Here is an 18,507-nt window from a genome sequence, read left to right on the forward strand (position 1 = left end):
TTCAGCTCGTCGGTTCCTGGGCGATTGCCCCGTAGAGAGCGAGAAGGGCGGTTTGCGGCGGCCGGTCCGTCCTGTGCGTGACGAAGCTCCAACCGGCGGCGCGGGCCAGTGCCGCCAAGCCGTCGCGATGGGCTTCCAGTCTTTCCATATAGGCCTGCCGGACGGCTTCGACGCGCGGGATCAGCAGTTCGTCCTCGCCTTCCATCCCCTCGAACTCGACCCGGCCGTCGAACGGCAGGGTCTCCTCGGCGGGGTCGAGGATCTGCACGAGGTGTCCGCGCAGACCGCGGCCGCTCAGTGCCGCGACGGTCTTGTGGATGTCGGGCAGCGGCGACAGCAGGTCGCCGATCAGCACGACCTGGGCATGACGGGGCAGGGGTTCGACGCGCGGCAGGCCGTCCTTCGGCAGGGTGTCTTCCAGTATCCTCATGGCGAGCCGGTTCAGGGTCACCTTGTTTCCCGATGGTGGCAAGCCGCTCCCCAGCAGCGCCACCCTTTCGCCGCCCCGGACCAGAAGCACCGCCAGTGCCATGATCAGCAGTTCCGCCCGTTCCTTCTTGGTCGGCAGTCCCTGGACGGATCGATAGTCCATCGAAGACGACGAATCGTGCCAGAGCCAGACGCTCTGCGCCGCTTCCCACTCGTTCTCGCGGACGAAGACCGGCTGCGTCTTTCCCGACTGGCGCCAGTCGATCATCGTCGCGCTGTCGCCGATTTCATAACGCCGGTACTGCCAGAAGGTTTCTCCGGTGCCGACGCGGCGCCGGCCATGGACGCCCTGTGCGACGGTCGCGGCTACCCGTTCCGCCGCGACCAGCAGCGGGGGGAGCCGGGCGGCCAAGGCCTCCGACCGGTGCTGTGCCCGCAGGGCCGTCGCCGCCAGATCCGGTTTGCCGATGGGGTCGCGCGCCATTCCCGCTTACCGCAGCGGTTCGCACAAACGGTCGATCACGTCGTCGAGCGTGATGCCGTCGGCGCGGGCTGCGAAGTTGAGCGCCATGCGATGCTTGAGCACGGGCTTGGCCAGCGCCAGCACGTCGTCGAGCGAGGGTGACAGCCGCCCGTCGAGCACGGCGCGGGCGCGGGCCGCCATCATCAGCGCCTGACTGGCGCGCGGTCCGGGGCCCCAGGCGACGTGACTGCGGACTTCCTCCAGCTCAGAACTTTCCGGGCGGCCGGACCGGACGAGGCCGAGGATGCCTTCCACCACGCTTTCACCCACGGGGACGCGCCGGATCAGCCGCTGCGCCGCCATCAGGTCGGTCGGATTCAGCACGGCCACGGCGGGCTCCTCGTCCGTCCCCGTGGTGGCGATCAACATCCGCCGTTCCGCCTCGTATTCCGGGTAGGTCACGTCCACCTGCATCAGGAAGCGGTCGAGTTGGGCTTCCGGCAAGGGATACGTCCCTTCCTGTTCGAGCGGGTTCTGGGTCGCCAGCACATGGAAGGGCTGAGGCAGGGGATGGTAGTGGCCGGCGACGGAAACGCGGCGTTCCTGCATGGCCTGAAGCAGGGCGGACTGAGTGCGCGGGCTGGCGCGGTTGATCTCGTCCGCCATCAGGAGCTGGCAAAAGACCGGACCCGGAATGAAGCGGAAGGACCGCCGGCCGTTCTCGGCCTCTTCCAAAACTTCCGAACCGAGGATATCCGCCGGCATTAGGTCAGGCGTGCACTGGATGCGCTTGTCGTCCATGCCGAGGACGATGCCCAGCGTCTCGACCAGCCGGGTCTTCGCCAGGCCGGGAACGCCGATCAGCAGCACGTGTCCGCCGGCCAAGAGCGTGATCAGCGTAAGGTCCACGACTTCCTGCTGGCCGAAGATGATCCGGCCGATGCGGTCCCGGACGACCGTAAGGCGGCCGCCGAGCGTTTCTACCTCGGCCAGCAGTTGGGCCGGATTCTCGCCACCGGGGGACCCTTGGCGCATCGTATCGGTAACGGTCAAATCAGGGATCTCCTGTGGTTGTACGATACCCGGTAGCATGGCCTGACGTAGGAACTAGTTTATCAGTATGGCGAAAATGCGTACCCGACTGGTCATATTAACAGGAAATTCGCCTGCACAACGAGGAAAGCAAGCCCATGCCCAATAGGCCGTCATCATCCGATCCCGTGCCGGAGACGCCCGCCGGCCTGTTCGCGGCCGGCGACCGGCGGCCCGACGAAGGATATCAGATCCGGATCGACCGGGAAGGCACCTGGTACTACCACGGTTCCCCGATTCGCCGGATGGAGCTGGTGAAGCTGTTCTCGACCGTGCTCCGGCGCGACGAGGCCGGCGATTACTGGTTGGTTACTCCCGCAGAACGAGGCAGGATACAAGTAGACGAGGTTCCGTTTACCGCGGTCGGACTGACGGTCCGCGGCGAGGGCGAAGACCAGGAGTTGATTTTCCGCACCAACCTGGATGTCGAAATTTCAGCGGGACCCGATCATCCGATCCGGGTGGAAGAGAGTGATGGAACGGGTGAACCGAGGCCCTATATCCTGGTGCGCGACAATCTGGAAGCCCGCATCACCCGGTCGGTCTTCTACGAACTGGTTGAACGGGCGGAAACGCTCGAAGACGGGGAGGAAGTTCAGGTCGGAATATGGAGCAAGGGCACATTTTTTCCTCTGGGGCGTCCGATGAGTCGCACGACGGTATTTTGAGCGGGGCATTGAACAAGGAACAGATCATCGGCAGGCTGCCGCGCATCGCCGCGACGGCGAACCGGACCCAGCCGGGGCGGACCTTGAAGGTCCGGGGCGATCACGACCTCAACCAAGGCATGGGGGCTCCGGCCAAGCTGCGCCATGCCTCCGTGCTGGTCCCGCTGGTCGAGCGGGAAGGTGGGATGACCATCATCTTCACCCAGCGCACGGCCCATCTGGCCGCCCATGCCGGCCAGATCAGCTTTCCCGGCGGCGGGATGGAACAGGCGGACCGCGACGCCGTGGCCACGGCGTTGCGGGAAACCCAGGAAGAGATCGGCCTGGAGCCGGAACGGGTCGAAGTGGCCGGCCGTCTCGACACCTATGTCACGCGCACGGGTTTCGAGATCACGCCGGTCGTCGGGTTCATCCGGCCCCCTTTCATCCTTAATCCCGACCCCTTCGAGGTGGCCGAAGTCTTCGAGGTCCCGCTGGAGTTCTTCCTGAGGCCAGGGGCGGCCAAGAAGGAGACGCGGCAGTTCCAGGGAAACCAGCGCTACTTCTACGTCTTTCCCTACGAAGACAGGTATATCTGGGGCGCTACGGCGGGCATGCTGGTGAACCTAGTCGACGTCCTGAACGGCTGATGCTGAAGAATCTGCTGACGGTCGTGCTGCCGCTGATGCTGCCGACCCTGATCTACATGGCTTACGCGATGTTCGGCCGCCGCAAGACGGCGGCACTGGAAGGCGCTCCCGCGAGCTGGTGGACCGGGGCTCCCTGGACATGGCTGGTGACCGGCGGGGTCGTTCTCGCCGCCGCCGTCCTGGTGACGGTGGCGCTGACCGGCGGCTTCGATACCAGCGGGACCTATCACCCGGCCCGCCTGATCGACGGCCGAGTGATCGAGGGCGAGACGACGCCCTCCGCGCCCGATCCTGCCTCACCTGCGGTCCCGCGCCCGTGATCCCGGCCGGCAGCATCGAGCTCCCGCCGTCCATGGCCGCTGCGGAAACGCGACGGGTGTTCGATGCCGTCACCGCCGACGGCGCCCAGGCCCGCTTCGTCGGCGGCTGCGTCCGCGATGCGCTGCTCCGCCGCGCGGTCAAGGATATCGACATCGCGACCGATGCGGAACCAGAACGGGTCATGCGGCTGCTGGAAGCCGCGCGAATCAGAGCAATTCCGACCGGGATCGCCCACGGTACCGTCACCGCCGTCATCGCTCCGGCGCATTACGAGATCACGACCCTGCGTCACGACGTCGAAACCTTCGGTCGCCATGCCCGCGTCGCTTTCACCGACGACTGGATGACCGACGCGTCGCGCCGCGACTTCACGATGAATGCCCTGTTCTGCACCATCGACGGGACCCTCTACGATCCTTTCGGCGGGGTGGAGGACGCTCGCGCCGGCCGGGTCCGGTTCGTCGGCGATCCCGCCGCCCGGATAACCGAGGATGTGCTCCGGCTGCTTCGGTTCTTCCGCTTCCAGGCCCATTACGGCCTGACGCCGCCGGAACCGGCTGCCTTGCGAGCCTGCATCGGACTGGCGCCCCAACTGCCCCAGCTGTCCGGCGAGCGCGTCCAGGGCGAGGTGTTCCGCCTGCTGCGCGCTGCCGATCCGGTGCCTGTGGTGCGCCTGATGCTGGACAACGGCATCCTGGAGCATCTGCTGCCGGAGGCCACGTCGATCGGTCGGCTGGTTTTCGCCGTGGGCGCCGCACCCGGTCACGACGATCCTGTTTTCCGCCTTGCCGCCCTGCTGGATACGGATCGCGCGGGCGCCTTGAGGGTGGCGGAGAGGCTGCGCCTGTCCAACGCCGATTCCGATCGGCTTGCCTTGCTGACGGCGCCGCCAGTACAGGTTTCAAGCTTGGACCCAAGGCAACTGCTCTATCGTTTCGGACCCGACACCGCCCGCGACCTCGTGCTGCTGCACGATCCCGAACGCCGTGCCTTGGCCGCACAGGCGGCGGCCCAGTGGGAAGACCCCCGTTTTCCGCTCCAGGGCCGCGACCTGCTGGAACTCGGTGTGCCACGCGGCCCTCAAGTCGGCCGGCTCTTGAAGGATCTCGGGCGCTGGTGGGAAGATCGGGACTATCGTCCGACCCGCGAAGACTGCCTGAGCGAACTCCACGCCCGGCTTGCCGGAGAACCGTAACGGAGGCGACACATCCATGCGCTCCCTGATCGTCACCGCCGTCCTGGCGGTCGTCCTGATCGGCTTCGTCTTCGGCAACGCCGCCTTTTCCATCAGCGTGCTCGCCGACCGCATAGGCGGGGTGAACGCCTTCAACTACCGCATCGCATCCACGACGGTCGTGATCCTGCTGGTCGCATGGCTCCATGCCCGCCTGTCTTCCGGCCCCGGCTGGCTGGGCCGCGCGATATTGGCAGGCGTTCTCTGGCTGGGGCTGTCCGTCGCTCTGGAAGTAACGATAGCCCGCGCGCTGATGGGAGTAAGCTGGCCCAATCTGCTCGCCAATTATGCGATCTGGCGCGGTGAACCGTGGTCCGTCGTCCTGCTGCTGGAACTGGCGGCACCTGTCTTGTTCGGTTGGCTCAGGAACCGGCGGGGTGCGGCTGGCTGAACCTCAGGGCCACTTCACCTCCGGCGGCATCGACATCAGGATCGCTTCCACGTTCCCTCCGGTCTTCAAGCCGAAGGTCGTTCCACGGTCGTAAAGAAGGTTGAACTCGACGTAGCGGCCGCGCCGCACCAACTGGTGCTCGCGCTGCTCGGGCGTCCAGGGATCGTTCATGTGGCGGCGGACGATGCGGGTATAGACGTCCAGGAACGCCAGCCCGACATCGCGGGTGAACGCGAAATCCGCTTCCCAGTCGCCGCTGTCCAGGTTGTCGTAGAAGATGCCGCCAATGCCGCGCGGCTCGTCCCGGTGCGGCAGGTAGAAGTAGCGGTCGCACCATTCCTTGAAGCGCTCGTAATAGTCCGGACCATGGGAGTCGCACGCCGCCTTGAGTGCTGCATGGAAGTCGGCTGCGTCTCTCTCCGCCGGGAACATCGGCGTCAGGTCGGCGCCGCCGCCGAACCAGCCGAGCGACGTCACGATATGCCGCGTGTTCATATGGACCGCGGGGACGAGCGGCGAGCGCATATGCGCCACCAGGCTGATGCCGGCCGCCCAGAACCGGCCGTCCTCCGCCGCTCCCGGCATGTTCTTGCGGAACTCGGGACTGAAGAAGCCGTGAACGGTCGAGATGTTGACTCCGACCTTCTCGAACACGCGGCCTCGCATGATCGACATGACGCCGCCGCCGCCATGACCGCCCTCGGCGTCCGGACGGTTCCATTCCTTGCGCTCGAAACGGCCGGCGGGCATGTCGGAGTTGGTGCCGGTCAGTTCGTCCTCGATGCTTTCGAACGCGCCGCAGATGCGGTCGCGCAACTCCGCGAACCAGGCGACCGCGCGGGCCTTCCGCTGGTCGGTCGAGTGCTCATCGGTCGGAACTGTGCGGTCCATGGTCGGTCCTTCAAGCGATCAGTCTATTCCAGTATCACCGGACGCCGCCGGCGGCAACGCCGTTTGGCGCAGCGCCTCGCCCAGCACCATGGCGGCTGCCACCGCCACGTTCAGCGACCGCAGTCCCGGCCTCATCGGTATCCTGATCCTGGCGTCGGCGGCATCGGCCACTTCATCCGGAACGCCGGCGCTTTCGCTTCCCATCAGCAACGCGTCGCCCGGCCTGAAGGTGAAATCCAGGTAGGGGACGGACCCCCGGGTGGTCAGAAGCACGATCCGGCCTATGTTCAACTCAGCGCGGTTCGTTCCGCTTGCGAATCGGTCCCAGGAAATGTGACGTTTCATGTCGAGATGATCGATGTAATCCATTCCGGCGCGCCTGAGCCGGCGGTCGTCCAGGATGAATCCGCATGGTTCTATGATGTCGAGCGGAACGCCCATGCAGGCTGCCAGCCGCATCATGGCGCCGGTATTCTGCGGAATGTCGGGCTGGTAAAGCGATAAACGCACGCGCGTAGCGTTGGGGGCGTCAAAAATCAAGGGTCATTCTCTCAGCGAAACGACGCAGCCGGCGAAGCGCGACACTATGTCTCCGGAAGTCCGACTTTCCTTGACTGCCCTCGAGAGGTATATCCCTTTCACCACTGCGGCTGGGATATACCGGCCTATAAGTCGAGGTTTTGGGCTCGAGGTTTTCGGTTAGGTCCGAAGCAGACACAGCCGAAAACTATTGTTAATGTCCGTCCGGTTTGCAAGCGCATGGCAGTGTGCTTGCCTAGGGCCAAGGAGAGAAAAGCTAATGTCGGATACCACCCATCCGGCCGGTGGCGGCGGTCAGGGAGGCCATGAAGGCGAGGGAGCGACCCGTCGCGATTTCCTGTATCTCGCGACCGGTGCCGTTGCGGCAGTCGGAGTTGCGTCGGTAGCATGGCCGTTCATCGACAGCATGAACCCGGCGGCCGATACGCTGGCGCTCGCGCAGATCGATGTCGATCTGTCGCCGATCCAGGTCGGTCAGTCGATCACCGTGACATGGCGCGGGAAGCCGGTCTTCATCCGCCGCCGCACGGAAGAGGAAATCGCCGCCGCCGCTTCCGTCAATCTTGCCGAACTGCGCGATCCCGCACCGGACAGCGCGCGTGTCCAGCAGCCGCAATGGCTGGTCATGGTCGGCATCTGCACGCATCTGGGCTGCGTTCCGCTCGGTCAGAAATCGACCGATCCCAAGGGTGATTACGGTGGGTGGTTCTGTCCCTGCCATGGCTCCCACTACGATACGGCGGGCCGTATCCGTCGCGGCCCCGCGCCGCTTAACCTGGCTCTGCCGGAATATGCGTTCCTGACAGACACGTCGATTCGCGTCGGTTAGTTGATCAACTGGAGCTGAACATGGCTGCCCCGCAGTTCAAGAATCCCGTGGTTCGGTGGATCGACTACCGTTTGCCGATCTTCACGCAGCTGAACCACGAGTACAACGAATACCCGATGCCGAAGAACTGCAATTATTTGTGGTCCTTCGGCGCCATCGCCATGGTCGTGCTGATCACGATGATCGTGTCCGGCATCACCTTGGCGATGAACTACACGCCGCACACCGCCTACGCCTTCAATTCGGTCGAGCGCATCATGCGCGACGTGAACTTCGGCTGGCTGATCCGGTACATCCACATGAACGGCGCGTCGATGTTCTTCATCGCCGTCTTCATCCACATCTTCCGCGGCCTGTATTTCGGTTCGTACAAGGCCCCGCGCGAAATCCTGTGGATGCTGGGTGTCGTCATCCTGCTTCTGATGATGGCCACCGCGTTCATGGGGTACGTGCTTCCCTGGGGCCAGATGAGCTTCTGGGGCGCCACCGTCATCACCAACCTGTTCTCCGCGTTCCCCATCATCGGCGATCACATCGTGACCTGGCTGTGGGGCGGCTTCTCGGTCGACAACCCGACGCTGAACCGGTTCTTCGCTCTCCACTACCTGCTGCCGTTCGTGCTGCTGGGCGTCGTCTTCCTGCACGTCGCCGCCGTCCACGTGCACGGCTCGAACAACCCGGTCGGCATCGACATCAAGGGTCCGCAGGACAGCCTGCCGTTCCATCCTTACTTCACGATCAAGGATACGTTCGGCCTGGGCGTCTTCATGATCATCTTCGCCGGCTTCGTGTTCTTCGCGCCGAACTTCATGGGTCATCCGGATAACTACATTCCGGCCAACCCGCTGGTCACTCCGGCGCACATCGTCCCGGAATGGTACTTCCTGCCGTTCTACGCGATCCTCCGCGCGGTTCCCGACAAGCTCGGCGGCGTCCTTGCCATGTTCGGCGCCATCGCTGTGCTGTTCGTCGTGCCCTGGCTCGATACCTCCAAGGTCCGCAGCGCCAACTACCGTCCGCTCTACCGGCAGTTCTTCTGGGTCCTGGTCGTCGCCTGCATCCTGCTGGGCTATGCCGGTTCGCAGCCTGCCGAAGGCATCTGGCTGATCGTCGCTCGCGTCGCGTCGATCTATTACTTCGCTCACTTCCTGATCATCCTGCCGCTGCTCGGCAAGCTGGAGCGTCCCCGGCCGCTTCCCGCCAGCATCAGCGAACCCGTTCTGAAGGGTGGTGGTCGCCTGGCGACCGCGGCAGCCGCCAAGCCGATGGAGAAGGCCTAATGCGCTCGTTGAAGAAGGTCATCCTGGCGGCGGCGATAGGCCTGGGACTTACAGGTTCGGCTTTCGCCGCCGGGGAACAGATCGAGCTGCCCAAGCAGGAGTGGTCGCATAGCGGCATTTTCGGCACCTTCGACCGGGCGTCGCTTCAGCGCGGCTTCCAAGTCTACAAGGAAGTGTGCTCGACCTGCCATGGCATGAGCCTCGTATCGTACCGCAACCTCACGGCGCTGGGTTTCAACGCGGACGAGGTCAAGGCGATCGCGGCCCAGTACACCGTGATGGGCGGTCCGAACGACGCTGGCGAGATGGTCGAGCGGCCCGCCATCCCGGCGGACCACTTCAAGGCTCCGTTCCCGAACGAGCAGGCGGCCCGTGCCGCCAACGGCGGCGCCTATCCGCCCGACCTGTCGCTGATGGCGAAGGCGCGTCCGGGTGGCGAGGACTACATCTACGCGCTGCTGACCGGCTTCGAAGAGCCGCCGGCCGACGTGAAGGTCCCCGACGGGATGTACTATAACAAGTACTTCCCCGGTCACCTGATCGGTATGCCCGGGATTCTCCAGGACGACAGCGTCACCTACACCGACAACACTCCGGCCACGCAGGCCCAGTTGGCGCACGACGTTTCCGCCTTCCTGGCGTGGGCGGCGGAACCTCACCTGGAAGCGCGTAAGCAGACCGGTGTGAAGGTCATCCTGTTCCTCCTCGTCTTCACGGGTATGATGTATGCCGTGAAGCGCAAGGTCTGGGCTGACGCGCACCACTGACCGCGTCGGGACTGACTGTCCAAGGAAAAGGGCGCCTCCGGGCGCCCTTTTCTGCTTTCTGGGGAATCGGTTGCGAAGGGATGACGAATGATGACGTTTCATGACGTTCTAGGGTTTTGGTTCAGCTCCGCCACCCGTCCCAAGTGGTTCGAGCAGAGCGACGCCTTCGACGCGGAGGTCCGGCGCCTGCTGATGCCGGTCCACGAACAGGCGGCGGCCGGCCGGTTGCCGGAGTGGCGGGAGACTCCCGAGGGATGCCTGGCGCTGGTCATCCTCCTGGATCAAGTGCCGCGCAACGTCTTTCGAGGCACACCCCGAGCCTTTGCCAATGATCCGGCTGCCCGCGATCTCACCAGACTGGCGATAGAGCGTGGGTATGACTCCGGCTTCGACATGCACCAGCGGTTGTTCCTGTATCTTCCGCTGGAGCATAGCGAGGATCTGGCCGACCAGCGCCTGTCGGTCGAACTCACCCGTTCCCGCATCGGCGATCCCGAATATCTCGACTATGCGGAGCGCCATCTGCGAATAATCCAGCGCTTCGGCCGATTCCCGCACCGCAACCGCATTCTCGGCCGCGCCTCGACGGAGGAGGAGACCGAGTTCCTGAAGCAGCCGGGATCGTCGTTCTGATGGCCCCCGCCCATGCCAATCCGCTGAGCGGGATCGACCACACCCTGATCGGCGTCCGCGACCTTGAAGCCGCCCGCGAGACGTGGCGGCGTCTGGGCTTCACCGTGACTCCGCGTGGACGCCATATCGGCTGGGGTACCGGCAATTACTGCGTCATGTTCAGGGATGACTACGTCGAGCTTCTCGGCATCGTCGATCCGGCCCAGTTCCTGAACCGCCTGGACGTACAGCTGGAAACGAGGGGAGAAGGCTTTCTGGGTCTCGCCTTCGCCGCAGGATCGTCCGCCGCCGTCCAGGCCGCGTTCCCCCATGCCACGCAGCCGCCGAAGGACTTGGGTCGCTTGCTGGAACTGCCGGAAGGGAACGTCACTCCGCGGTTCTCGCTGGTCCATTTCGATCCGGATGCGACCCCCGGCCTTGCCACCTTCTCCTGCACCCACTTAACGCCCGAAATGCTGCGCCGCCCTGAATGGCTGGACCACGCCAACGGCTCGCTCGGTCTGGAAAGCGTCACCATCGCCGTAGCCGATCCCGCAGCCTTGGCTTCGGCCTATGCGGCCCTGTTCGGCGAGCCGGCGCTCAAGGGCGGGCAGGGCAGGCTGGAGGTCGGAACCGGCGCCCACACGGTGCGCTTCCTGTCACCCGATCGCCTGGAGCGGCGATATCCCGGTCTTGGCGGCGCATCGGTCATGACAGTGGCGTCGCGGGATCTGGAGGCGACCCGCGCATATCTCGCAGCCATGGGCATCCCACTTGCCGAAGCCGCCGGGGCACGTCTCGTCGTTCCGCCGGAGCAGGCAAATGGGATCGTGCTGGAGTTCGTCGAAACCTGAGGATTAAGGAAGGGTCAGGACGCGAGTCGGCGGACCAGTGCCGGGATATCTGCCACGGCGGTCGGCGGCGCGAACAGGAAACCCTGCATACGGTCGCAGCGGTAAGCCCGCAGGAAGATCAACTGCTCCTGGGTTTCCACACCTTCGGCGATCACCCGCATCTTCAGCGCATGGGCCATGTTGATGATGGCGTTGACGATGGAGGCGGCGTCCGGGTCCTCGACCATGCCCTGGACGAAGCTCTTGTCGATCTTGATCGCCTCGATCGGAAAGCGCTTCAAATAGCTGAGGGAGGAATATCCGGTTCCGAAATCATCCAGCAGGAACCTTACTCCGGCTGCATGAAGTTCCAGCAGCGCCTCGCGGATGCCGGGGGTGCTGCGGAACAGGGCGGTCTCCGTCAGCTCCAGCTTCAGATGGGACGAAGGCAGGCCGGAATGGGCCAGGATAGCCAGCGCCTTGCGGCTCAGATGGGGGTCGCTGACCTGACGGCCTGACAGGTTGACCGAGACCGGCAGATCGACCAGCCCTTCGCGCCGCCACGCCGCCATCTGCTCGCAGGCGGACCGCAGCACAAGCTCGCCCAGGGGGATGATCAGGCCGGTCTCTTCCGCGGCCGGAATGAACTCGCCGGGGGAGATCAGCGCGCCGTCCTCGCCGCGCCAGCGGACCAGCGCCTCGAATCCGGCCAGCTTCAGGGTCTCGACCTCGATTTTGGGCTGGTAGACCAACTCGAACTGGTCGGCATCGATTGCCCGGCGCAGACGGCTTTCCAGCGAAAGCTGGCGGGCCGCGTGAGTTTCCATGTCCGGGGTATAGAGCTCGAACCGCGAGGTGCCCTGGTCGCGCGCCCGCTGCAAGGCCGCGCCGGCCATCCGGACCAGTTCGTCCGGGTTGCCGGCATCGAAGGGCGACAGGCTGACGCCGATCACCGGCGGCAGCAGGAAGTCCTGTCCGTCCGCCTCGATCGGGGTGCTGAAAGTCGCGATGATGCTCTTGACCGTCGCCAGTGCCTCTTCCGGGTCGGCGAGGTTGGGCAGCAGGACTGCGAACAGGTCGTCGCCGATCCGGCCCACGACATCGTCCGGACCCAGCGCCCGGCGCAGCCGGTCTACCAGCCGGCGCATCAGATGGTCGGCGGCCGTCCGGCTGTGGGCGAAGCGGATCGGGTCGAGCCGGTCGAAACTGATCGCCAGCAGGGCCGCGATCCTCTCGTCGGCGGCAGGACGCTCCAGCGCCGTCGTGACCCGCTCACCGAACAGGGACAGGTTCGGCAGCCCGGTGACCTGATCGAAGGAGGCCAGGTAATGGATCCGCTCCCGTGCCCTGCGGGCTTCGGTCACGTCCTCGAACAGGCCGATGATGTATTTAGGCCGGCCGAGCGGATCTCGGACCAGCGATGCCGTGGTGCGTGCCCAAAGCTCCGTGCCGTCGCGCCGTTGGAACCGCCGCTCCGTCTGGAAAGTTGCCCGGCGCCCGCTTAGGAGTTCCAGGAAGCGTCCGGTGACCTGGGAGATCTCGTCCTCGTGGACGAACTGCTTGAACGATTGGCCGATGACCTCTTCACGGCCATAGCCCAGCATGGTCTCCAGCGTCCGGTTGACGTCGATGATCCTGCCGTCCACCGAGGCATAGCCGATGCCGACGCCGGCATGCTCGAAGATGGACCGGAACCGCTGCTCGCTGTCCCGAAGAGCCTGTTCGGCCTCGACCCGTTCCGAAATGTCGATGCTCGATCCGAACAGCCGCGTCACCCGCGAACCGGAAGCGCCGCCGATGATCGGAACCAGCCGCGTTTCCCAATGTCGGCGCCCGGTGGGAAGGTGCAGCACCTCCTGGAAAGTGGTGGGGAGCTGGCGCTTGACGCATGTCCGGTAATGGGCGAGCACGCTGGCGGCGTCGTCCGGCGGCAAAACCTGCTCGGGGCTTCGTCCGATCACTTCGTCCAGGGACAGGCCGGTCAGTTCCTCATGCCGGCGGTTGAGCATGGCGTAACGAAATTGACCGTCCTCCGTCACGTCGACGATGAAGACGGAGGCCAGCAGATTGTCGATGACGTGGCTGATCTGTCCATCGGTCGGGCCGGCATCCTCGGTCACGATAACGTGAGTTGCCTTGGCGCCGCCGATGGGTTGAATATTCAATGCTACCGGACCGTGCGCCAGATCGAGGACGACGACCGAAGGCTCGGCTCCCGCAAGTGCCTCCACGAGCATGGCGCAATCTACAGGCTGCGCGAGCCGTGATGCATACTCGGCGAGGTCGCGGCCAACCACTTCGGGGCTGCTGGTCCCCAGCAAGCCGGCGAAGCGGTCGTTGACGGCGACGATGTGAGAGATGGCCGTCGGCGGAACCTGACGCTCCAGGATTGCCTGGCCGATCTCTTCCGAGGCCGTATGCGGAAGCGCCTGCGGCGCGTCCAGACCAGCCGTCATCACATCATACATTCCAAGACTTAATCCCATCGGTCCGGCCCATGCGGCTCGTGCTCATGCACAAGTAACACAGGATACCGGATCAATGGACCATTTTTAGTAAAAAAATTATTTACCTATCGATTGTAGTATATCGTCATAGGCAAACAGCTTTAGACGTTGAAGCGGAAGTGGAAAATATCGCCGTCCTGGACGATGTATTCTTTGCCTTCCTGCCTCATCTTTCCCGCCTCTTTCGCGGCTTGTTCGCCTCCAAGTGTGACAAAGCTGTTATAATCTATCGTTTCCGCCCGGATAAAACCGCGTTCGAAGTCGCTGTGGATAGCGCCGGCGGCTTCAGGAGCCTTGGCATTGCGATGGACCGTCCAGGCACGGGCCTCCTTGGGACCGACGGTGAAGAAGGTGATCAGGTCGAGCAACTCGTAGCCGGCGCGGATCACCCGGTTCAATCCCGGCTCGTCGAGGCCAAGGGATTCCAGATATTCCTTCTTCTCGGCCTCGTCGGTAAGCTGCGCCACCTCCGACTCGATGGCGGCGGAGACGATGACGCTGACGGCACCCTGAGCCTTCGCCATTTCCGCAACCTTAGCGGACAGCGCATTGCCTGTGGAGGCCGCGTCTTCCTCGACGTTGCAGACATAGACGACCGGCTTGCCGGTCAGCAGCAGCAGCGATTTGAACAGCGGCAGTTCGTCGTGGGAAACATCCAGCGTGCGGGCGGGTTTGCCCGCTTGGAGAACGGCCAGCGCCCGCTCCATCATGTCGGCCGTGGCCTTGGCTTCCTTGTCTCCCCCCTTGGCCTTCTTCTGCATGGCATACAGACGGCGCTCGAGACCGTCCATGTCTGCCAGCATCAGCTCGGTCTCGACCGTTTCGGCATCGCGGATGGGATCGATGCCGCCTTCGACATGGGTGATGTCGTCGTCCTCGAAGCAGCGCAGCACGTGGACGATGGCATCGACTTCGCGGATATTGCCGAGGAACTGGTTGCCCAGCCCCTCACCCTTGCTGGCGCCCCGGATCAGGCCGGCGATATCGACGAATTCCAACTGGGTCGGGATGATCTTGGCCGACTTGGCGATCGTAGCGATCTTGTCGAGTCGCGGATCCGGCACGCCGACGCGCCCGACATTCGGCTCCTTGGTGCAGAACGGGAAGTTCGCCGCCTCGGCCGCCTGGGTGGCGGTCAGCGCGTTGAACAGAGTGGACTTGCCCACATTCGGCAGGCCGACGATGCCGCAATTGAAACCCATGGGAAATGCCGCCGCTTTCAAAAATAATCCAACCGCGGCCGAGTCCCGGCCGCTCCAGGCTTCTATATGCGATACGGAACGCTAAAACGAAAGTCCGGAAGACTTGCCGGACCCGTTTCCGCTATGCTTCGCCCGTTGCGAGAAGGGGAATTCATAGATGTCCGACCCAAGACAGGAACTGCTGCGCCAGATGGCCGCCTTGCGCAAAAGCCTGGACCCCAAGGTGGTCGAACGCCTGGATCTCGCAACCGAGGGCAAAGTCCCCTACGACCGCGAGACAGCCCAGAGCGCCGTTCGCCAGTTCCTCGCCACCCGGCAGGATGGCGGTCGGTTCCAGAAGAAGCTGGTCGAAGCCTTGAAGAAGGGCGGGGGAAAGGACGTCAAGGCGTAAGGGACGCGCCTCAGGACGCGATGGCGATCCTGCTGGCGAACTTTTCCGGCTGCCCGGCGACCATCAGGGGAAGCTCCTTCGCGACAGTGTCAAGCAGCGGGTCGAGCCAGACCTGCTCGGTCTTGCTGAAGTCGTGCAGGACATAGCCGTGGACGAGGTCCTTGTTGCCCGGATGTCCGATCCCAAGGCGAATACGCCAATAATCCTTGCCGATATGGTCGTCGATCGAGCGCAGCCCGTTATGGCCGCCGTGGCCGCCGCCCTGCTTGACCCTGACCTTGCCCGGAGCGAGGTCCAGGTCGTCATGGATTACGATGACGTCTGGCGGCGTCAGCTTGAAGAAGCGCATCGCTTCGCCGACCGACTGGCCGGAAACGTTCATGAAGGTCTGCGGCTTCAGCGCCAGCACCTTTTCGGACTCGACTGAGCCATCGCAGCTCTGGCCCTGGAAACGCCTGCGCCAGGGGCCGAAGCCATGGCGGCGGACGATTTCGTCCACCGCCATGAAGCCGATATTGTGCCGGTTGCGGGCATATTCCGAACCAGGATTGCCCAGGCCCACCAGCAGCAACATAAGCTTACTCCTGCTCTGCTTCCGGCTCTTCCGCGCCGCTGGCTTCCGACTTCACCGCCGACGGAGAGGCGATGGTCGCGACGGTGAAGTCGCGGTCGGTGATGGTCGGCGCGACACCGGCCGGCAGCTTGACCGAGCTGATGTGGATCGAATCGCCCAGGTCGTAGCCCTCGAGGTCGACGGTGATGTGCTCCGGGATTTCCTCGGCGCCGCATTCGACTTCGATCTCGTGGCGGACGATGTTCAGCATGCCGCCACGCTTCAGGCCCGGAGACTTCTCGGCGTTGACGAATTCGACCGGAACGGCGACGCTGACCCGCGCTTCCTTGCTGACGCGCAGGAAGTCCACGTGGATCGGAATGTCGGTGACGGGATCGAACTGAACGTCACGCGGCAGCACGTGGTAGGTCGACTCGCCGACCTTGACGTCGAACAGGTGGGTGAAGAAGCCCGGGGTGCGCAGGACGCGTTCGAACTTCAGCCGGTCAAGCGAGATGGTGACCGGCTTTTCCTTGTTGCCGTAGATCACGGCGGGGATCCGGCCGGCGCGGCGCGTCTGGCGGGCAACCCCCTTGCCGGCCCGCTCACGTACCTCGGCGGCGAGAACTGTAGCTTCGGACATACTCTACTCCATACACGATAAGGCGGTCGCTCAGGGACCGCCCTTGGGTGGACGCCGGCCTCCAGGGGTGCCGGACGTACCGCGGCCGCCTTGCTTGGCGCCGACCGCAGGTCCCAGTGGCAGAAGCCTCTCAGGAGGCTCCGCCGAATTCGATGAACCGACCGTCCAGTTGCCCGGCGATCAGTTGAAGAGGCTGGAAACCGACCGTTCCTCGCTGATGCGGGTGATCGCCTCGGCGATCAGCGGGGCGATGGTCAGCTGGCGGACGTTGCGCGACACGCGTACGGCTTCCGTCGCCTGGATGCTGTCGGTGGTCACCAGCATTTCCAGCGGGGAGGCCGAGACGCGGGCAACGGCACCGCCGGACAGGACGCCGTGGGTGACATAGGCGCTGACCGACTTGGCGCCTTCCTTCATCAGTGCCGTGGCCGCGTTGCACAGGGTGCCGCCGCTGTCCACGATGTCGTCCACCAGGATGCAGCGCCGTCCTTCGACCTCGCCGATGATGTTCATGACTTCCGACACGCCGGCGCGCTCGCGCCGCTTGTCGATGATCGCCAGGTCGGCGTCGAGCCGCTTGGCGATGGCGCGGGCACGGACCACGCCGCCGACGTCGGGCGACACGATGACGAGCTGTTCTCCCGACTTGGTCGTTTCCTGGATGTGCCGCACGAAGACCGGCGCACCTTCCAGGTTGTCGAGCGGGATGTCGAAGAAGCCCTGGATCTGCCCGGCATGCAGATCGAGCGTCAGGACGCGGTGGGCGCCGGCCATCGTGATCAGGTTGGCGACCAGCTTGGCGGAGATCGGCGTACGCGGCCCCGTCTTGCGGTCCTGGCGGGCGTAGCCGTAATACGGCAGGACGGCGGTGATGCGGCGAGCCGATCCACGACGCAGGGCGTCGATGGTCACCAGCAGTTCCATCAGGTTGTCGTTGGCAGGATAGGAGGTCGACTGGATGACGAAGACGTCCTCACCGCGGACGTTCTCCAGAATTTCCACGAACACTTCCATGTCGGAGAAGCGGCGGATGCTGGCCTTGGTCAACGGCACGTTGAGCGCGGCCGAAATTGCTTCGGCCAATGGCCGGTTGCTGTTGCCGGCAATGACTTTCATACTTCACAGCTCTCTTCTGGAAACAGTGCCGTTGCCGCCGGCCGCAAATACTGAACACGGTGCAACACGAAATCGGCCGGGAACATATCAGCGCGACCCACTCATGTAAATGTTTGATGACGGCCGTGGAAGCCACCATGCGCTTCGCACATGGGCCTAACGCCGAGGTTTGGCACTGGTTCCGTCAGATCACGCAGCTGACCATCAAGCCCAGGATGCAGAAGGCGATGAGCATGATCACATAGGGCATGAAATCTTCCGTAAGTGGTAGTATTTCAGCCGGTTCTCAGCCACGCAGCGTGATGACCGAGATGCCCCGGCCGTAGTCCGCCTCGCCCCGCAGGGTGGCGCGCCGATAGCTGAAGAAGCTGTCTTCCTCGGTCACCGTGTCGTTGGGGCTGCGCTGAATTGTCCCGACGCCGCTCCGCTCCAGCCGGCGCTCGACATATCCGCCTATGTCGAACATGAAGTGTCCGGTCCGCCGGGCCGTCACGAAGAAGTCCGCGTTGCCCGCGTCCTCCGACAGGAAGCGCTCGGGAAACTCCGGTCCGACTTCGTACGACCGCTGGGCGATGCACGGCCCGATGGCGGCGGCGATCCTTTCCGGACGGGCGCCCAACGCGACCATGGCCGCCACGGTGGACTCGATGACGCCGCCCTTGGCGCCCTTCCAGCCGGCATGGGCACCGCCGACGACGCCGGCCTCCCTGTCGGCGAACAGGACCGGGACGCAATCGGCGGTCAGGATGCCGAGAGCGATGCCGGGCGTGGCGGTCACCATGGCGTCGGCCCTGGGCTGGGCTTCGCCCGGCGCCCAGGGACGTTCCACCGTCACGACATCGGGGCTGTGTACCTGATAGAGCGTCACGAGCCGGTCGGAGGCGAGGTCGAAGCGGGCGGCACAACGCCGCCGGTTCTCGGCAACGCTGGCGGGATCGTCATTGGAGCCGAGGCCGCAATTGAGACTGTCGTAGATCCCGGTGCTGACGCCGCCCTCGCGTGTCATGAAGCCGTGGCGAATGGCCGGGATGTCGTCGAGCGCACCTGAAGTGATCACTGGAGAGTCCATAGCTTTAGGGCAGGTTGATGTCGGAAGACGCCTTGCCGGTATCGAGA

At 64.4% G+C, this 18,507-nt stretch carries 21 protein-coding genes; 11 read left to right on the forward strand and 10 right to left on the reverse strand.

Annotated elements, in window-relative coordinates:
* Position 1 precedes the first annotated feature (1 nt).
* Together N826_RS26225 and N826_RS26230 are read right to left on the reverse strand one after the other, a co-directional pair.
* On the reverse strand, positions 2 to 913 hold the full coding sequence (locus N826_RS26225; RefSeq protein WP_044433608.1) for a DUF58 domain-containing protein: 912 nt from the start codon (positions 911 to 913) through the stop codon (positions 2 to 4).
* A 6-nt stretch (positions 914 to 919) separates the two neighbouring features.
* Positions 920 to 1,927: an AAA family ATPase gene (locus tag N826_RS26230; RefSeq protein WP_044433697.1), complete on the reverse strand. Its 1,008-nt coding sequence runs from the start codon at positions 1,925 to 1,927 to the stop codon at positions 920 to 922.
* Between the two features lie 155 nt (positions 1,928 to 2,082).
* On the opposite strand from N826_RS26230, the gene N826_RS26235 reads away from it, so the two are divergent.
* From N826_RS26235 to N826_RS26255, 5 genes are read left to right on the forward strand one after another with little or no spacing between them, the layout of a single operon-like run.
* Positions 2,083 to 2,652, forward strand: a complete 570-nt coding sequence (locus N826_RS26235; protein WP_044433611.1) for a DUF1285 domain-containing protein — start codon at positions 2,083 to 2,085, stop codon at positions 2,650 to 2,652.
* A gap of 8 nt (positions 2,653 to 2,660) precedes the next feature.
* Positions 2,661 to 3,281 carry a CoA pyrophosphatase gene (locus N826_RS26240; protein ID WP_052832080.1) on the forward strand — a complete coding sequence of 207 codons (621 nt, stop codon included), beginning with the start codon at positions 2,661 to 2,663 and terminating at the stop codon, positions 3,279 to 3,281.
* Positions 3,281 to 3,601, forward strand: coding sequence for a DUF6111 family protein (locus N826_RS26245; RefSeq protein WP_044433613.1), 321 nt, complete (start codon positions 3,281 to 3,283; stop codon positions 3,599 to 3,601). The genes N826_RS26240 and N826_RS26245 overlap by 1 nt, the downstream gene beginning before the upstream one ends.
* Before the next feature lie 32 nt (positions 3,602 to 3,633).
* A complete protein-coding gene (locus N826_RS26250) occupies positions 3,634 to 4,797 on the forward strand; it encodes a CCA tRNA nucleotidyltransferase (RefSeq protein ID WP_052832090.1) in 1,164 nt (387 codons plus the stop codon).
* Between the two features lie 16 nt (positions 4,798 to 4,813).
* Positions 4,814 to 5,227, forward strand: coding sequence for a hypothetical protein (locus N826_RS26255; protein WP_052832082.1), 414 nt, complete (start codon positions 4,814 to 4,816; stop codon positions 5,225 to 5,227).
* Between the two features lie 3 nt (positions 5,228 to 5,230).
* Here N826_RS26255 and hemF read toward each other — a convergent pair whose 3' ends face one another.
* Positions 5,231 to 6,118 carry an oxygen-dependent coproporphyrinogen oxidase gene (hemF, locus tag N826_RS26260; RefSeq protein WP_044433617.1) on the reverse strand — a complete coding sequence of 296 codons (888 nt, stop codon included), beginning with the start codon at positions 6,116 to 6,118 and terminating at the stop codon, positions 5,231 to 5,233.
* Between the two features lie 18 nt (positions 6,119 to 6,136).
* Positions 6,137 to 6,628 (reverse strand): tRNA (cytidine(34)-2'-O)-methyltransferase, encoded by a 492-nt coding sequence (locus N826_RS26265; RefSeq protein WP_084721208.1) that lies wholly within the window; start codon positions 6,626 to 6,628, stop codon positions 6,137 to 6,139.
* A 289-nt stretch (positions 6,629 to 6,917) separates the two neighbouring features.
* Here N826_RS26265 and petA point away from each other — a divergent pair, with 289 nt between their 5' ends.
* The 5 genes from petA (at position 6,918) to N826_RS26290 (ending at position 11,000) form a co-directional block, all read left to right on the forward strand.
* A complete protein-coding gene (petA, locus tag N826_RS26270) occupies positions 6,918 to 7,487 on the forward strand; it encodes a ubiquinol-cytochrome c reductase iron-sulfur subunit (RefSeq protein WP_044433619.1) in 570 nt (189 codons plus the stop codon).
* A gap of 20 nt (positions 7,488 to 7,507) precedes the next feature.
* Positions 7,508 to 8,767: a cytochrome b gene (locus N826_RS26275; protein WP_044433621.1), complete on the forward strand. Its 1,260-nt coding sequence runs from the start codon at positions 7,508 to 7,510 to the stop codon at positions 8,765 to 8,767.
* On the forward strand, positions 8,767 to 9,534 hold the full coding sequence (locus tag N826_RS26280; protein WP_044433623.1) for a cytochrome c1: 768 nt from the start codon (positions 8,767 to 8,769) through the stop codon (positions 9,532 to 9,534). Before N826_RS26275 ends, N826_RS26280 begins: the two co-directional genes overlap by 1 nt.
* Positions 9,535 to 9,621: 87 nt before the next feature.
* The gene (locus tag N826_RS26285; protein ID WP_044433625.1) at positions 9,622 to 10,167 is read left to right on the forward strand and encodes a DUF924 family protein; all 546 of its coding nucleotides are present in this window, start codon (positions 9,622 to 9,624) and stop codon (positions 10,165 to 10,167) included.
* Complete coding sequence (locus N826_RS26290; protein WP_052832084.1) at positions 10,167 to 11,000, forward strand: VOC family protein; 834 nt, start codon at positions 10,167 to 10,169, stop codon at positions 10,998 to 11,000. The genes N826_RS26285 and N826_RS26290 overlap by 1 nt, the downstream gene beginning before the upstream one ends.
* A gap of 14 nt (positions 11,001 to 11,014) precedes the next feature.
* On the opposite strand, the gene N826_RS26295 is transcribed toward N826_RS26290, so the two are convergent.
* Together N826_RS26295 and ychF are read right to left on the reverse strand one after the other, a co-directional pair.
* Positions 11,015 to 13,435: a putative bifunctional diguanylate cyclase/phosphodiesterase gene (locus tag N826_RS26295; protein WP_169789419.1), complete on the reverse strand. Its 2,421-nt coding sequence runs from the start codon at positions 13,433 to 13,435 to the stop codon at positions 11,015 to 11,017.
* A gap of 152 nt (positions 13,436 to 13,587) precedes the next feature.
* Positions 13,588 to 14,688 (reverse strand): redox-regulated ATPase YchF, encoded by a 1,101-nt coding sequence (ychF, locus tag N826_RS26300; protein ID WP_044433627.1) that lies wholly within the window; start codon positions 14,686 to 14,688, stop codon positions 13,588 to 13,590.
* Positions 14,689 to 14,845: 157 nt separating this feature from the next.
* On the opposite strand from ychF, the gene N826_RS26305 reads away from it, so the two are divergent.
* A complete protein-coding gene (locus N826_RS26305; RefSeq protein WP_044433628.1) occupies positions 14,846 to 15,079 on the forward strand; it encodes a hypothetical protein in 234 nt (77 codons plus the stop codon).
* 10 nt (positions 15,080 to 15,089) lie between these two features.
* On the opposite strand, the gene pth is transcribed toward N826_RS26305, so the two are convergent.
* The 4 genes from pth to pgeF all read right to left on the reverse strand — a co-directional run bounded on the left by pth (position 15,090) and on the right by pgeF (position 18,448).
* Positions 15,090 to 15,653 (reverse strand): aminoacyl-tRNA hydrolase, encoded by a 564-nt coding sequence (pth, locus tag N826_RS26310; RefSeq protein ID WP_044433630.1) that lies wholly within the window; start codon positions 15,651 to 15,653, stop codon positions 15,090 to 15,092.
* 4 nt (positions 15,654 to 15,657) lie between these two features.
* Entirely contained in the window at positions 15,658 to 16,275 is a 618-nt protein-coding gene (locus tag N826_RS26315; protein ID WP_044433632.1) for a 50S ribosomal protein L25/general stress protein Ctc, read from the reverse strand.
* 180 nt (positions 16,276 to 16,455) lie between these two features.
* Positions 16,456 to 17,391, reverse strand: a complete 936-nt coding sequence (locus tag N826_RS26320) for a ribose-phosphate pyrophosphokinase (protein ID WP_044433634.1) — start codon at positions 17,389 to 17,391, stop codon at positions 16,456 to 16,458.
* A gap of 286 nt (positions 17,392 to 17,677) precedes the next feature.
* The gene (gene pgeF, locus N826_RS26325; RefSeq protein ID WP_044433702.1) at positions 17,678 to 18,448 is read right to left on the reverse strand and encodes a peptidoglycan editing factor PgeF; all 771 of its coding nucleotides are present in this window, start codon (positions 18,446 to 18,448) and stop codon (positions 17,678 to 17,680) included.
* Between the last annotated feature and the right edge of the window lie 59 nt (positions 18,449 to 18,507).

Source organism: Skermanella aerolata KACC 11604 (assembly GCF_000936425.1).
GTDB classification, from domain to species: domain Bacteria; phylum Pseudomonadota; class Alphaproteobacteria; order Azospirillales; family Azospirillaceae; genus Skermanella; species Skermanella aerolata.

Coding starts and splice junctions, on each gene's coding strand:
- N826_RS26280 (WP_044433623.1), top strand. CDS start 8,767: ATGCGCTCGTTGAAGAAGGTCATCCTGGCGGCGGCGATAGGCCTGGGA.
- N826_RS26320 (WP_044433634.1), bottom strand. CDS start 17,391: ATGAAAGTCATTGCCGGCAACAGCAACCGGCCATTGGCCGAAGCAATT.
- N826_RS26230 (WP_044433697.1), bottom strand. CDS start 1,927: ATGCGCCAAGGGTCCCCCGGTGGCGAGAATCCGGCCCAACTGCTGGCC.
- N826_RS26245 (WP_044433613.1), top strand. CDS start 3,281: ATGCTGAAGAATCTGCTGACGGTCGTGCTGCCGCTGATGCTGCCGACC.
- N826_RS26225 (WP_044433608.1), bottom strand. CDS start 913: ATGGCGCGCGACCCCATCGGCAAACCGGATCTGGCGGCGACGGCCCTG.
- N826_RS26255 (WP_052832082.1), top strand. CDS start 4,814: ATGCGCTCCCTGATCGTCACCGCCGTCCTGGCGGTCGTCCTGATCGGC.
- N826_RS26275 (WP_044433621.1), top strand. CDS start 7,508: ATGGCTGCCCCGCAGTTCAAGAATCCCGTGGTTCGGTGGATCGACTAC.
- pth (WP_044433630.1), bottom strand. CDS start 15,653: ATGTTGCTGCTGGTGGGCCTGGGCAATCCTGGTTCGGAATATGCCCGC.
- N826_RS26305 (WP_044433628.1), top strand. CDS start 14,846: ATGTCCGACCCAAGACAGGAACTGCTGCGCCAGATGGCCGCCTTGCGC.
- N826_RS26315 (WP_044433632.1), bottom strand. CDS start 16,275: ATGTCCGAAGCTACAGTTCTCGCCGCCGAGGTACGTGAGCGGGCCGGC.
- N826_RS26250 (WP_052832090.1), top strand. CDS start 3,634: ATGGCCGCTGCGGAAACGCGACGGGTGTTCGATGCCGTCACCGCCGAC.
- ychF (WP_044433627.1), bottom strand. CDS start 14,688: ATGGGTTTCAATTGCGGCATCGTCGGCCTGCCGAATGTGGGCAAGTCC.
- N826_RS26235 (WP_044433611.1), top strand. CDS start 2,083: ATGCCCAATAGGCCGTCATCATCCGATCCCGTGCCGGAGACGCCCGCC.
- petA (WP_044433619.1), top strand. CDS start 6,918: ATGTCGGATACCACCCATCCGGCCGGTGGCGGCGGTCAGGGAGGCCAT.
- N826_RS26290 (WP_052832084.1), top strand. CDS start 10,167: ATGGCCCCCGCCCATGCCAATCCGCTGAGCGGGATCGACCACACCCTG.
- N826_RS26285 (WP_044433625.1), top strand. CDS start 9,622: ATGATGACGTTTCATGACGTTCTAGGGTTTTGGTTCAGCTCCGCCACC.
- hemF (WP_044433617.1), bottom strand. CDS start 6,118: ATGGACCGCACAGTTCCGACCGATGAGCACTCGACCGACCAGCGGAAG.
- N826_RS26295 (WP_169789419.1), bottom strand. CDS start 13,435: ATGACGGCTGGTCTGGACGCGCCGCAGGCGCTTCCGCATACGGCCTCG.